Here is a 13857-nt window from a genome sequence, read left to right as displayed (position 1 = left end):
TTGATAAGGTAATACATGGTTTCCATCTCGGCCCCGAACAGCGCCACCTCGGAACAACTGGTAGAGGGGCTGAGTGCGCCGGACAGCGCGCGCGTGCTGGACGCGCTTGCGTATGCCACCGAAGCCTACGGCGACAAGCTGACCTTTGCCGGACGCTCCGCGCTGGACTTCGCCATCGGCGTGGCCACCACCCTGGCATTCCTGCGCAGCGATGCGGAAACGCGCATCGCTGGCCTGATGTTCGAGCTGACCCTGCTCGAGCCGGACACCGCGGCCGATATCGAGCCGCGCTTCGGCAAGCAGGTGTGCGACCTGGCCACCGGCGTGCGCCAGCTGATCCGTTTGCGCGCGCTGACCCAGGCGCAGCACGGCAGCGCTGGCGGACGCGGCAAGAATGCGGCGCAGCAAGCCGTGGCCCAGGTGGAAACCTTGCGCAAGATGCTGCTGGCGATGGCCTCCGACATGCGTGTCGTGCTGGTGCGCCTGGCAGCCTGCGTGACGACCTTGCGTTATTTCGCTGAATTAAAACTTTTCAATGAAATGACGCGTGAATACGGCAAGGAAACGCTCGACCTGTATGCGCCGCTGGCCAACCGCCTCGGCATCTGGCAGCTGAAGTGGGAACTGGAGGATTTGTCGTTCCGCTTCATCGAGCCGGAAGCGTATAAACGCATCGCCAAGATGCTGGAAGAAAAGCGCATGATGCGCGAGGGCTTCGTGTCCTCGGCGATTTTGCGCCTGCAGACGGAACTGGCTTCGGCCGGTATCCAGGCGGAAGTGTTTGGCCGCCCGAAACACATTTACAGCATCTGGAACAAGATGCGCGGCAAGGAGCTGGACTTTACGGCCCTGTACGATGTGCGCGCCTTCCGCGTCATCGTTGCCGATGTGAAAACCTGCTACACGGTGCTGGGCGTGGTCCACAATATCTGGACCCCCATCCCGAAAGAATTCGATGATTACATTTCGCGGCCGAAACCCAACGGTTACCAGTCGCTGCACACGGTGGTGACGGCCGAGGATGGCCGGCCGCTGGAAGTGCAAATCCGCACGAATGAAATGCACAGCTTTGCCGAATACGGCGTGGCCGCGCACTGGCGCTACAAGGAAGAGGGCGGTTCGAACTTTGCCGGCCAGAAGTACGACGAAAAGATCGCCTGGCTGCGCCAGTTGCTGGCCTGGAAAACCGAGGTGGCCGACGCCGTCGTGGGCCAGGAAGAAATCCAGCGCGAATGGGTGGAAAAGCTCAAATCCGCCACCCTGGACGACCGCATCTTCGTCATGACGCCGCAAGCGCGCGTGCTGGAGTTGCCCGTCGGCGCCACGCCCGTCGATTTTGCCTACCACCTGCATACGGACGTGGGCCACCGCTGCCGCGGCGCCAAGGTCGACGGCATCATGGTGCCCCTGAACACGCAACTGAAAAACGGCCAGACCTGCGAAATCATCACGGCCAAGGGCGCGCCTGGCACGGCCGGGCCGTCGCGCGACTGGCTCAGCGCCGGCTACGCCGTCAGCACGCGCACCCGCTCGAAGATCCGCGCCTGGTTTCACGCCATCGACATGCAGGAAACCCTGGCCCACGGCCGCGCGCTGGTGGAGAAATCCCTGCAGCGCGAAGGCAAGACGGCCGTCAACCTCGAAGCGCTGGCGCAAAAGCTGGGTTTTGCCAAGGTAGACGAGCTGTTCCTGTCGGTGGGCAAGGATGAATTCAGCCTGCGCCACGTGGAGCAGGCGCTGCACGACAATGGCGAAGTGGTGGTGCCGGAAGACGCCGTGCTGGTGGGCAAGAGCCGCGCCTCCAGCGTGGAGCAGGGCGCCAAGTCCGGCGTGCTGGTGGTGGGGACCGAGGGCCTGATGACGGTGCTGGCCAAGTGCTGCAAGCCGGCGCCGCCGGACAGCATCGTCGGCTTCGTCACGCGCGGCAAGGGCGTCTCCATTCACCGCGCCACCTGCAAGAATTTCGAGGAAATGCGCGCCAAGGCGCCCGAACGCGTGATCTTCACGGAGTGGGGCAGCACGGGCGGCCACGACACGGTGTATCCGGTCGACATCTTCATTCTCGCCGGCGACCGCCAGGGATTGCTGCGCGACATCTCCGAAATCTTTTCGCGCGAGAAAATCAACGTTATCGGCGTCAACACCCAAAGCGCCAAGGGCCAGGCCCGCATGACGTTTACGGCCGAGATCAGTTCGACGGCGCAGCTGTTGAAGGCGCTGAATGTAATTAAAGACGTGAGCGGGGTGCTTGAGGCCCGTCGCAGCTAGCGCTTTTGGGGTTGTCCAGAGTAACAACACCTGATAAAACCGTAGCGAGCGTCAGTGATTTGTGGCCGAGAAGCGCAACCGTGCTGAAGCACGGTGAGCATCGCCGGCCGCAAAGCGCGACGCGCAGTAGGTTTGATCAGGTGTTTTCGTGCAAGCCCGCCATCGTGGCCGTCTCCGGCTGCAAGGTAATGTGGTCGATGCCATGCTTGCTCAGTAACATCTTCTTGATCGCCCGCAAGACCTTCGGCCAATGGTCGAGGTGTTCGATTTCCACGTGGCCGATCAGGGCCGGCTGGCCTGGCGACATGTCCCACACATGCAGGTCGTGCACGGCAATCACGCCGTCCACTTGCTCCACGTCCGCGCCCACCTGGAGGTAGTCGATGTGCATGGGCACGCCTTCCATCAGGAAGTGGTACGACTCTTTCAATACCCCGAAGGTGGACTTCAGGATCAGCAGGGACACCAGCACCGACAACAGCGGGTCGATCTGCATCCAGCCCGTGAAGTAAATCACGGCGCCGGCGACAATGGCGGCGACGGAACCGAGCAAGTCGCCCATCACGTGGACGAGGGCGGCGCGCGTGTTGACGCTCTGCTTGTCCTTCGACAGGACCCACGCCACCACCAGGTTGATGGCCAGGCCGATGAAGGCGACGACGAAGACCATGCCGCCTTGCACGGTTTGCGGCGTGGAAAAACGCTGCACGGCTTCATAGCAGATCCAGCCCACCACGCACAGCATGGCCAGGCCGTTGACAAAGGCGGCCAGCGCTTCGGCGCGGCCAAAGCCGAACGAGTGGCGCGGCGAGGGCGGGCGGCGCGCGATGAGCTGCGCCAGCAGGGCCAGGCCCAAGGCGGCCGCGTCCGTGACCATGTGGCCCGCGTCGGAAATCAGCGCCAGCGAATTGGACATGAAGCCGGCGATGACTTCGATGCCGGCGAATGACAGGGTCAGGCCCAGCGCCCACGCGAGGATGCTCTGGCTGCGCCCCTCGAACGAGTGGGTATGCTTGGCGTCGCCTTTCAAATGCGCGTGCAAATGGGCGGCGTCGTGTTCGGTACTGTCGTGCGTCGGCTGCATGGCATGCTTCGTGAAATGAACTTGCCGTCAGTGTAATTGAAAAGCAACAAAACAGCCTGCGCATAAAAAAACCTGCAGGCCTTGCGGCGCTGCAGGTTTTTCTTGAAGCACATGGTGTTACTGTGCGGCCGTTTCACCAAACTTGCCTTCACGGAAGTCCTGCACGGCCTGGAACACTTCCGCCTGGGTATTCATGACAAACGGACCGTACTGCGCGATCGGCTCGTTCAGCGGCTTGCCGGCGATGAGTATCACGCGGCCGCCTGCGGGCGCTTCGATGCGCACGCCGTCGGCCCCTGGCGTATTGCTGAAAATGGCCATGCGCAGGGCGGGCACGGCCTTGCCGTCGACCTGCACTTCGCCACGGAAGGTGTAGATGAAAGCGTTATGCCCTTCCGGCAGCGGCTGCTCGAAGCTGGTGCCTGGCGGCAGGTCGATATCCAGGTACAGCGGTTCCGTCAGCTCGCGCTGTACGGCGCCCGTCACGCCATGGCTCTCGCCGGCGATCACTTGCACGGCCACACCCGCGTCCGTCGTGTAGCGGGGAATCTCGCTGCTCGTGAAATCGCGGTACCACGGCGTGCGCATCTTGTCGCGCGCGGGCAGGTTCAGCCACAGCTGGAATCCTTCCATCACGCCTTCTTCCTGCTCCGGCATTTCCGAATGGATCACGCCGCTGCCGGCCGTCATCCATTGCACGCCGCCCGAGGTCAGCAAGCCTTCGTTGCCCGCGCTGTCCTTGTGGCGCATGCGCCCCGTGATCATGTACGAGACCGTTTCGAAGCCACGATGCGGATGCTCGGGGAAGCCGGCGATATAGTCGTTCGGCTTGTCGCTGGCGAAATTGTCAAGCATCAGGAACGGGTCGAGCCGGCGCTGCAGCTGCTGCGTCAGCACGCGGTTGATCTTCACGCCGGCGCCATCCATGACGGCCTGGCCGGCGATCACGCGCTCGACGGCGCGTGCCTTGTTGACGGTGATGATATCGCTCATTGTTTTCTCCTGTTTGGGGTCAGACCCGCCGGAACTCGGCGTCTCCGTCTGACCGCAGCTTGGTACGTGCATTACACCAGGATGGCGTTGATCTCGGCGTCCGCCTGGGCTTGCGCCTTGGCCACGGCTTCCGGACCCATGCCCATGCCTTCCGAATACACATATTGCACGTCGGTCATGCCCAGGAAGCCGAACATGGTGTTCAGGTAAGGCACCTGGCTGTCGTTGGCGCTGTCGCGGTGCAAGCCGCCGCGGGACAGGCCCACATAGACTTTCTTGCCGCTCAGCAGGCCAACTGGGCCGTTTTCCGTGTACTTGAAGGTGACGTTGGCGCGGGCGATCGCGTCGAACCAGCTTTTCAGTTGCACGGTGATGCCGAAGTTGTACATCGGCGCGCCGATGACGATCACGTCAGCTGCTTGTACTTGGGCAATCAGGGCGTCGTCCAGGGCGATGCGGGCCGCTTGCTCCGGCGTGCGTTTATCGGCTGGGGTAAACAGCGCTTGCAGGGTCGGCTCGTCGAGCACGGGGTGCGGTGCGGCGGCCAGGTCGCGGCGCACGAGGGCGGCGCCAGGGTTGGCTGCTTGTACGCGGGCGACGATGGCGTCAGCCAGGCGGGTCGAGGCGGAGCCGGTGCTGCGGGCGCTGGAATTGATTTGCAGGATGTTCATCTTGTTTTCTCCGTTGTGAGGTGTCTTGCGATGGATGAACTATAGCAATTCCAAAATTGATGCGGAAGCCGTTAAAATGGATAACATTAATCCACCCATGGAACAATCAAAAGTATGGATATCGATCCCGGAGATTTGCTGCTGTTTGCCAGAGTCGTCGAATGCGGCAGTTTCAGTCGTGCCGCCGTGCGCGTGGACTTGCCCAAGTCGACCCTGTCGCGGCGCATTTCGCAGCTGGAAGCCAAATTGGGCGAGCGCCTGCTGCTGCGCACGACGCGCAAGCTGGCGCTGACGGAGTTTGGCGCCAGCCTGCTCGAGCATGCGCGCAAGGTGGTGGAAGAAACGGAGGCGGCTGGCGCACTGGCGCAGCACCGCCAGGCCGGCCCCAGCGGCTTGCTGCGCATTTCCATGCCGGCCGACTTCGGTGACGCGCTGATGCGCCAGGTGCTGGCCGAGTTCGTGCGCCGCTATCCGGCCATTTCGCTGGAACTGGACTTGTCGGCGCGCCGGGTGGATTTGCTGGAAGAGAACTTCGACCTGGCCATCCGCATGGGCAACCTGCCTGACGATGCCAGCCTGTCGGCGCGCCGCGTGGCCTTCAGTACCTTGGCCCTGTACGCCTCGCCGCAATACACGAGCGTGCACGGCTTGCCCGAGCATCCCGATGATCTGTATGGCCACGATCTGCTGAGTTTGCCAAGGGCCGTGCATGGCCTCGTGCACTGGACTTTGATACGTGGCAAGACGACGTGGGAGCGCGACTTGCCCGTGCGCCTGCTGGCCAACTCGCCGGAATTGCTGGTGCGCATGGCGTGCACGGGTGTGGGCATCGCGGCCAGCACGGACCGCTTTGCCAAGGCCTATGTGGCGACGGGGGAATTGGTGCGCGTGTTGCCGGAATGGAGTTTCCCGCTGGTCACGGGCTGGGCCGTGTTTCCCGGCCGGCGCTTGATGCCGGCCAAGACGCGCGCGTTCCTGGACTTGATGGAGGAGATGTACAAAACGGACGCGCCCGTGTAGGCGCGTCCCGTTGGCTTACCTGGGCAGGTTGCCCATGACTTCGCCCAGCTGCACGGGGCCGGCTGGTTGCCAATTGGCGTTGAATTGCACGGTGTCTTTCGGGAACAGCATGACGACGGTGGAACCGAGCAGGAAGCGGCCCAGTTCTTCGCCCTGTTTCAGCACGACATTGTCGTTCGCATAGCTCCAGTCGCGGATCTCACCGGTACGGGGCGGATTGACGACGCCGTGCCAGACGGTGGCCATGCTGCCGACGATGGTAGCGCCGACCAGGGTCATGACGAAGGGGCCGTTGGCCGTGTCGAACACGCAGACGACGCGCTCGTTGCGGGCGAACAGGCCGGGAATGCCGCGCGCCGTCGTCGGGTTGACGGAAAACAGTTCACCGGGCACATAAATCATGCGCGTCAAACGGCCGTCGCACGGCATGTGGATGCGGTGGTAGTCGCGCGGGCTCAGGTACAGGTTGGCGAAGCTGCCGTGCTCGAACTGGGCCGCCAGGGCCGCATCGCCGCCGACCAGGGCCGTGGTGCTGAAGTTGTGGCCCTTGGCCTGGAAGATCTGGTCCTTGTCGATCGTGCCGAACTGGCTGATGCGGCCGTCGACGGGGCAGACGTAGTCGGCCCTGGCCAGCGGACGGGCATCGGGGCGCAGCGCGCGCGTGAAAAAGTCGTTGAAGCTGGTGTAGTGCGTGATGTCCGGGTCCAGCGCCTCATCCATGTTGACGTTGTAGCGGCCGACGAACCAGCGGATCAGCCGCGTGGTCATGGCACCGCCCTTGGCGCCGGCGATGCGGCCGGCGAAGTTGGTCAACGCTCCTTTTGGAAGCAGATATTGGGGCAGGACGGCAAGACGGTCAGACACGATGGGAAGCCTTTGACGGGATGATCGGAATAATGGCGAAAACGCATTATAGCGGCGATGTGGCGCGCAATGATACGAACCGCACGAGACACAGCTTTCCTGTGCTCTTGCCGAATTTAATTCTCCATAAGAAATATTTTCGGGAAGCCGTGCCATACGGGCAAAATTGCCGCAAAATACAGCTGCCAATTTTTTGCTTTTTAGCTATTTTTATTCAGTTCACTTTTCAGCCCAGCCATGATGCCACGCCGTTCGTTCCGTCTCACCGTTGTTGCCTCCGCCGTCCTGTTTGCCTGCCATGTCCATGCCCAGCAGTCCGAAACGTCCGCAGCCGATGGCCTGAGCGCCGCGCCAGCCAAGGCCGATAAGGCAGCCGCGCCAGCCATGCAGACGGTGGAAGTGAAGGGCGGCTATGACCCGCGCCGCGACGACACGGCCAGCAAGATGATTGTCAGCAGCGAGGAAATCCTCAAGTATGGCGATACGAATGTCACCGACGTGCTCAAGCGCCTGCCCGGCATTACCGTCACGGGCGCGGCGGGGCGCCCGGGCGGGGAAATCCGCATGCGCGGCCTGGGCAGCGGCTACACGCAAATCCTGCTCAATGGCGAACGGGCACCGGCCGGTTTTTCACTCGATACCCTGTCGCCCGACGTCATCGAGCGCATCGAAATCCTGCATGCTGCCAGCGCCGAGTACAGCACGCAGTCGATCGCCGGCACGATCAATGTGGTGCTGAAGAAAGCTGTGAAGACGGCGCAGCGCGACGTGAAACTGGGCGCGGGCGGCGGCCGCGATGCGTTTTCCAGCAATGGCAATCTGCAATGGTCGGACAAGGACGGCATTTTTTCGTATTCGCTGGCCGCCTCGTTCTACCGCTACGATTACCAGTACGACAATCCCGCCGACAAGCCGGCGCTGGACCTCGGCTATTTGCCCGATGGCCGGCAAAACCTGCTGCGCCGCATTACCGGCACGGGCCATGGCCGTTCCGAGGGCATCAATCTGTCGCCCCGCTTGAACTGGGCCTACGCGGACGGCGACAGCCTGACGGCGCAGTTTTTCCTGAATGCCGGACGCAGCGAGAACCGCAGCCATAACCTGACCGAGACGCTGCTGGGCGCGCGGCCCGAATACGACACCAATGATGGCACGTCGGGCAATGACTTTGTTTTTGGCCGGACGGACCTGAGCTGGGTGCGCAAGCTTGAAGGCGGCGCCAGGCTGGAACTGGGCGTACGGGCCAGCGCCACCAGCAACACGGCCGACAGCCATCCGCTCGGCTATATCGATGGCACGGGGCTGGCGCTGGACCGCAAGGTGCGCGTCAAGGCGAGCTACAGCAGCCTGTCGTCCACCGGCAAGTATTCCACGCCGTGGATGCCGGGCCACGCGCTGTCCATGGGCTGGGATGGCACCGTCAGCCAGCGCGAGGAAGCGCGCCGCCAGCGCGAGCAAGCGTTGCCGGGCGGCCAGCCACCCGTGAACAGCGATGAGCATTTCGATGCCGATATCAAGCTCCTGGCCGTGTATGCGCAGGATGAATGGGATATCACGCCGCGCTGGTCCATGTATGCGGGCCTGCGCTGGGAAGGCATTGACACGCGCAGCGCGGGCGACACCTTTGACGCCGTGCAGCAGCGCAGCAGCGTCTGGAGTCCGCTGCTGCAAACCCTGTGGAAGCTGCCCGATACCAAGGGCGACCAGGTACGCCTGGCCCTGACGCGCACCTACAAGTCGCCGTCCACGTCCAACCTGATCCCGCGCCGTAGTATTGCCACGAACAATAGCCAGACGGATCCTGACCGGGTCGGCAATCCAAACTTGAAACCGGAGCTGGCGCTGGGCCTCGATGCCTCGTACGAACATTACTGGGCCGAAGGCGCCTTGCTCAGCGCGCGCGCCTCGGCCCGCCGCATTGACGGCTACACGCGCCAAGGCTTGCTGTTCATCGATGAACGCTGGGTCTCCACGCCCATCAACGATGGCCGCGCAAATACTCAGACACTGGAACTGGAAGCGAAGTTCCCCTTGCGCGCCGTGCTGGCCGCACCCATGCCGGCGCTCGACCTACGGGCCAGCATCAGCCGCAACTGGTCGCAGGTGGAGCATGTGCCGGGGCCGAACAACCGGCTCGACCAGCAGACGCCCCTTAGCGGCAATGTCGGGCTCGACTACAAGACGCCCGATGGCGTCCTGAGCACGGGCGGCAGCTTCAACTTCCGTACAGGCGGCCCCGTGCGCATCACGGAGCGCCAGAGCGCCTATACGTCGCCGCGCCGCGACCTCGACCTGTATGCCGTGTGGAAATTCGATGCAAAGAACCAGTTGCGCGTGGCCGTGTCGAATTTGCTGGCGCAAGATTTTGAAAGCAATACCTACTACACGGATGCCAGCGGCACCATTGCCCGCACGGGCGTGTCGCCCACTTCGCCGCAGGCGCGCGCGACCATGGAAATGAAGTTCTGAGCGCCGTGCCTTGCCGATGAAAATCCCGGCCGGCACCCCCGCTGGCCTATAATCTCGGCAATCGCGCGCACGGCCTGTCCGTGCGCGCCGCCTTTTACTTTGCCAAGATTGCTTTTCCCATGACGTTTTCCTCCCTCGGCCTGATCGATCCCCTGGTCCGCAAACTCGATGAGCTTGGCTATGCCAAGCCCACGCCCGTGCAGGCGCAGGCGATTCCCGCCGTGCTGGCCGGGCGCGACCTGATGGCCGCCGCCCAGACGGGCACGGGCAAGACGGCAGGCTTTGCCGTGCCCCTGTTGCAGCGCCTGACCCTGGAAGGCGTGGTGGCGCCGCAGTGCGTGCGCGTGCTGGTGCTGGTGCCCACGCGCGAACTGGCCGAGCAAGTGTATGCCAGCTTCCGCAGCTATGGCGGCAACTTGCCGCTGCGCAGTTTTGTCGCTTATGGCGGCGTGCCCATCGAGCCGCAGATCAGCAAACTGCGCAAGGGCCTCGACGTGCTGGTGGCCACGCCGGGCCGCTTGCTGGACTTGCAGACGCAGGGCGCCGTGAAGTTCGAACAGGTGCAGACCCTGGTGCTGGACGAAGCCGACCGCATGCTCGACCTGGGCTTCGAGCGCGAACTCGATTTGCTGCTGATGACCATGCCCAAGCAGCGTCAGACCCTGCTGTTCTCGGCCACCTTCTCGGACGCCATCCGCGCCATGGCGAAAACCATGCTCAAGGACCCTGTTTCCGTGGAGGTGAGCGCGCGCAACAGCACGGTGAAAGCCGTGAAGCAGTCGGTGATCGTGTGCGACAAGAAACGCAAGCCGGAATTGTTCCTGCACCTGCTGAAGAAGAAGCGCTGGGGCCAGGTACTGGTCTTCGTCAAGACGCGCAAGGGCGTCGAGCAACTGGTGGCGACCTTGCTGGAGCAGGGTCTGCGCACCGATTCGATCCACGGCGACAAGACACAACCCAACCGCCTGCGCGCGCTGGCCCGTTTCAAGGCGGCCGAGGTGCAAGTGCTGGTGGCCACCGACGTGGCCGCCCGCGGCCTGGATATCGACCAGTTGCCGATCGTCGTCAATTTCGACTTGCCCACGGTGGCCGAAGACTATATCCACCGCATCGGTCGCACGGGCCGCGCGGGCGCCTCGGGCGAAGCGGTATCGCTGGTCTGCGCCGACGAGGTGGAATTGCTGTCGGCCGTGGAAGCGCTGACGCGGCAAACCCTCAAGCGCCATGAGGAACCGGGTTTCGAGGCGGAACACCGCGTGCCGGGCACGTCGGCCGGCGGCACCATCCAGAAGAAGGCCGTGAAAGTGCTGGCACCGAAGGCGGCAGAGAGAGCGAAAAAGCGCCGCTTCTACAAATAGTCGGCAGGTGCAAGGCGCGCAGCACGGATATGCCATTCGTGCCATCATGCGCCTATGACCTCGATACCTTTGTTCCCGCTCAATACGGTGCTGTATCCCGATGGCTATCTGCCCCTGCAGATCTTCGAGGTGCGCTACCTGGACATGATACGCAAGTGCATCATGGGCGAGCAGCCGTTCGGCGTGGTCCAGCTGCTGGACGGCGCGGAAGTGCGCAAGCCGGGCCAGCTGGAAACGCTGGCACCCGTGGGCACCCTGGCGCGCGTCATCGACTGGGCCGCGCCGCTGTCGGGCTTGCTGCAAATCAAATGCATGGGCATGCAGCGTTTTCACATCGTCTCCAGCGCACAGCTGAAGCACGGCCTGTGGACGGCGCAGATTGAAACCTTGGCGCCCGACAAGGCCATTCCCATTCCCCAGGAGCAGCAGAACGTGGCCGATGCGCTCGGCGCGCTGATACGCACCTTGCAGGAGCAAAAGATTCCGCCTGAGCAAATGCCGCTGCAGCCGCCATACCGGCTCGACGAGTGCGGCTGGGTGGCGAACCGCTGGTGCGAACTGCTGTCGCTGAACGCCATGCAAAAGCAGCTTTTGCTGAGCCAGGACAATCCCGTGCTGCGCCTGGAACTGGTGCAGGACATGCTGACGGAAAACGGCTTGCTGGAAGACTGAAGCAGTGCATGCCGCATGTTTGCACAATGTCACGTTGTGTAATTGCAATTTCTATTGAGAAATACTTTACGCTTTGCCGCCGCTGGCATAAGATGATGCCCCTGAGCAAGATGGCCCCCGGCAACATTCAAGAGTAGACAACATGGCAAAAGTAAGCGCGGAACAGATCAATGCGGCAATGGAAGCGATGGCGGCCGAAGGCCTGGCCATCACGGTGCGCGCGCTGCGCGAGCGGCTGGGCAATGGCGCCTGCCTGGGCACCATCAGCAAGCTCCTGCAACGCCGCAAGGCCGGTGCGCAGCGCCAGATCGCGGCTGCCGCCGAACTGTCGCCCGTGCTGCAGCAAGCCATCCTCGATTATGTAGGACAGGAATTGAGCGCCAGCCACAGCGCGCATGAAGCCGAGATGAATGACAATCAACAGGAATTGATGGACCTGGCCAGCGAGAACGAGCGCCAGCAAGAGCTGCTCGACCTGCAGGCAGGCGAGCTGGAGACCCTGCGCGAGGAACTCGAGCGCGAGCGTCAAGTGGCGAACCAGGCCCGCACGGACCTGGCCAAGGCGCAGCTGCGCCTGGAAGGCTTGCCGCGCCTGGAAGAGGCGGCCGAGCAGGCGCGCATGGACCTGGCCAAGGCGCAATTCAAGCTCGAAGGCATTCCTCGCCTGGAAGAAGCTGCCGAAGCGGCGCGTGCCGAATTGATCCAGGCCCAGCTGAAGCTGGAAAGCCTGACGCGCGTGGAAACGGAACTGGCCGCCGCGCGCCTGGAACTGGAAGCGGAGCGCGAAGAGCTGGGCGAAACGCGCGCCGAGCTGGACGAGGAGCGCACCTTGCGCATCAAGGCGCAGCAGTTCATCGTCGATCCCATCTTCAAAACCCCTGTCTGAGAACGCATGGCCTAAGCTGCTGCGCGTCGGTATAGGCGGCCTGCGATGCGCACTGGCTCGGCGCCTCCGTACCAAGTACGGAGGCGCTTCTCGGCCAGCTTTCCCTTCCGCTCGCTACGGTGTTGTCAGGTGTCGATACGTTGCCTGTCTGATGCAGCAACAAGGTGTCGATAACCGTATGGAGCCGGCCGCAACAAGATAAGTGTCGATACGGCGCATGTTTGACGCGGCGCCATAGTGATGCCGTATGTTAAGCGGCGCACGGAAGCGTGCAGCGCTGCATCGCAGAATGGTTGCGGGACTTTGCGCGACGGGGGCGGGGATGCAGGCGTTGATAGTGATTGGTGCTTCGGCGGGCGGCATGGATGTTTTGTCCGCCATCTTTGCAGGTCTGCCCGCCAGCTTGCCGGCGCCCGTGCTGGTGGTGACGCATCTGGGGGCGCGCAAGAGCCTGCTGCCCGAGATCCTCGGCAAGACGTCCGCCTTGCCCGTGCGCTTCGCCGAGGAGCGCGAACCCGTGCGTCCCGGGCGCATCCTGCTGGCACCGCCGGACCGGCATATGCTGGTGGCCAACACGGCTGGCCAGCCCAGCATCGAACTGACGCGGGGGCCGAAGGAAAACCATACGCGTCCCGCCATCGATCCCCTGTTTCGCAGTGCCGCCGCCGCTTTCGGCCCGAAGGTGGTGGGCGTGATCCTCAGCGGCTATCTCGACGATGGCACGGCCGGCTTGCAGGCCATCAAGGCCTGCGGCGGCAAGGCACTGGTGCAGGAGCCGCAGGAGGCGCACGCGCCCTCGATGCCGCAAAGTGCGATCGACCATGTGGAGGTGGACTGGCGTTTGCCGGTGGCGGAAATCGCCCCGGCCCTGCTGGCGCTGGCCAGCGGCAAGCCTTTGGCCCTTCAGCAGGCACAGCCGGTACAGCCTGTCCCCCATTGGATCGCCGTGGAAAACCGTTTTGCCAGGGGAGTGGGAAACATGGAACAACTGGAAAAGATCGCCACGCCATCGACCTTCACCTGTCCCGAATGCCAGGGTACCCTGTGGGAGTTGAACGGCCAGCAGCCGCAGCGCTTTCGCTGCCATACGGGCCACAGTTTCACGGCAAAAATTCTTGGGGAACTCCAGCATGACAAGGCGGAAGAGGCCATCTGGGCCGCCGTGCGGGCGCTGCAGGAAAAGGAAAAGCTGTACCTGAGCCTGGCCGCCAAGGCCCAGGCCTGGCTGCATCCGGGCACGGCCAGCGAGTATGGCCTCAAGGCGCGCGAGGCTGGCGAACAGGCCGAGCTGCTCAAGCGGGCCTTGCTGGCTTAAAATAGCGCACTGGCGCGCCATGCCGCGCGACATCTTGTTAGCAAAGAAGGTTTATGCCCGTAGAAAAAAATCTGCCGCCCCAGCTGGCGGCGGCCCCCATGCCGGCGCGCGCCTTGCCGCCCCGGCCGCCCGCCGAATTCAGCTCTCCCGAAGCGGCCCTTGCCCGCAAGCAGGCGCGCGAGCACAAGGATGCGCAGGTGCGTGGCGTGACGTCCATCCACGCCATGCGCGAGGCCATCCGCCACGCGGCGCGCGCT

The 13857-nt window shown here is 63.4% G+C and carries 11 protein-coding genes and 1 pseudogene; 8 read left to right on the top strand and 4 right to left on the bottom strand.

All coding sequences use genetic code 11. The annotated features are described in order from the left end of the window. Positions 1-15 precede the first annotated feature (15 nt). Positions 16-2268, top strand: a complete 2253-nt coding sequence (locus JaAD80_RS13510; RefSeq protein ID WP_102294718.1) for a bifunctional (p)ppGpp synthetase/guanosine-3',5'-bis(diphosphate) 3'-pyrophosphohydrolase — start codon at positions 16-18, stop codon at positions 2266-2268. Positions 2269-2404: 136 nt separating this feature from the next. On the opposite strand, the gene JaAD80_RS13505 is transcribed toward JaAD80_RS13510, so the two are convergent. The 3 genes from JaAD80_RS13505 to JaAD80_RS13495 all read right to left on the bottom strand — a co-directional run bounded on the left by JaAD80_RS13505 (position 2405) and on the right by JaAD80_RS13495 (position 5016). Next, positions 2405-3352, bottom strand: a complete 948-nt coding sequence (locus JaAD80_RS13505) for a cation diffusion facilitator family transporter (RefSeq protein WP_102294716.1) — start codon at positions 3350-3352, stop codon at positions 2405-2407. Positions 3353-3469: 117 nt separating this feature from the next. Then, positions 3470-4345: a pirin family protein gene (locus tag JaAD80_RS13500; RefSeq protein ID WP_102294715.1), complete on the bottom strand. Its 876-nt coding sequence runs from the start codon at positions 4343-4345 to the stop codon at positions 3470-3472. 71 nt (positions 4346-4416) lie between these two features. Further along, positions 4417-5016 (bottom strand): FMN-dependent NADH-azoreductase, encoded by a 600-nt coding sequence (locus JaAD80_RS13495; protein WP_102294713.1) that lies wholly within the window; start codon positions 5014-5016, stop codon positions 4417-4419. Positions 5017-5130: 114 nt separating this feature from the next. Here JaAD80_RS13495 and JaAD80_RS13490 point away from each other — a divergent pair, with 114 nt between their 5' ends. After that, positions 5131-6036 (top strand): LysR family transcriptional regulator, encoded by a 906-nt coding sequence (locus tag JaAD80_RS13490; RefSeq protein ID WP_102294711.1) that lies wholly within the window; start codon positions 5131-5133, stop codon positions 6034-6036. 15 nt (positions 6037-6051) lie between these two features. Here JaAD80_RS13490 and asd read toward each other — a convergent pair whose 3' ends face one another. Next, a complete protein-coding gene (asd, locus tag JaAD80_RS13485; RefSeq protein WP_102294709.1) occupies positions 6052-6900 on the bottom strand; it encodes an archaetidylserine decarboxylase in 849 nt (282 codons plus the stop codon). Positions 6901-7137: 237 nt separating this feature from the next. Between asd and JaAD80_RS13480 the strand changes: the two genes are divergently transcribed. The 6 genes and pseudogenes from JaAD80_RS13480 to JaAD80_RS13455 form a co-directional block, all read left to right on the top strand. After that, positions 7138-9369: a TonB-dependent siderophore receptor gene (locus JaAD80_RS13480; RefSeq protein ID WP_258002981.1), complete on the top strand. Its 2232-nt coding sequence runs from the start codon at positions 7138-7140 to the stop codon at positions 9367-9369. A 119-nt stretch (positions 9370-9488) separates the two neighbouring features. Beyond that, the gene (locus JaAD80_RS13475) at positions 9489-10727 is read left to right on the top strand and encodes a DEAD/DEAH box helicase (RefSeq protein ID WP_102294773.1); all 1239 of its coding nucleotides are present in this window, start codon (positions 9489-9491) and stop codon (positions 10725-10727) included. Between the two features lie 54 nt (positions 10728-10781). Then, entirely contained in the window at positions 10782-11399 is a 618-nt protein-coding gene (locus tag JaAD80_RS13470) for an LON peptidase substrate-binding domain-containing protein (protein WP_102294707.1), read from the top strand. A 142-nt stretch (positions 11400-11541) separates the two neighbouring features. Further along, positions 11542-12285: a DNA-binding protein gene (locus JaAD80_RS13465; RefSeq protein ID WP_102294706.1), complete on the top strand. Its 744-nt coding sequence runs from the start codon at positions 11542-11544 to the stop codon at positions 12283-12285. Positions 12286-12574: 289 nt separating this feature from the next. Then, a complete protein-coding gene (locus JaAD80_RS13460; RefSeq protein WP_308410601.1) occupies positions 12575-13600 on the top strand; it encodes a chemotaxis protein CheB in 1026 nt (341 codons plus the stop codon). Positions 13601-13653: 53 nt separating this feature from the next. Beyond that, a pseudogene (locus JaAD80_RS13455) lies at positions 13654-13857 on the top strand (cupin-like domain-containing protein); the annotation flags it as partial.

This window comes from Janthinobacterium sp. AD80 (assembly GCF_002878455.1).
Lineage (GTDB): Bacteria > Pseudomonadota > Gammaproteobacteria > Burkholderiales > Burkholderiaceae_D > Janthinobacterium.
The sequence above is the reverse complement of the archived record's forward strand: the minus strand, read 5'-3'. Positions and strand labels throughout refer to the sequence as shown.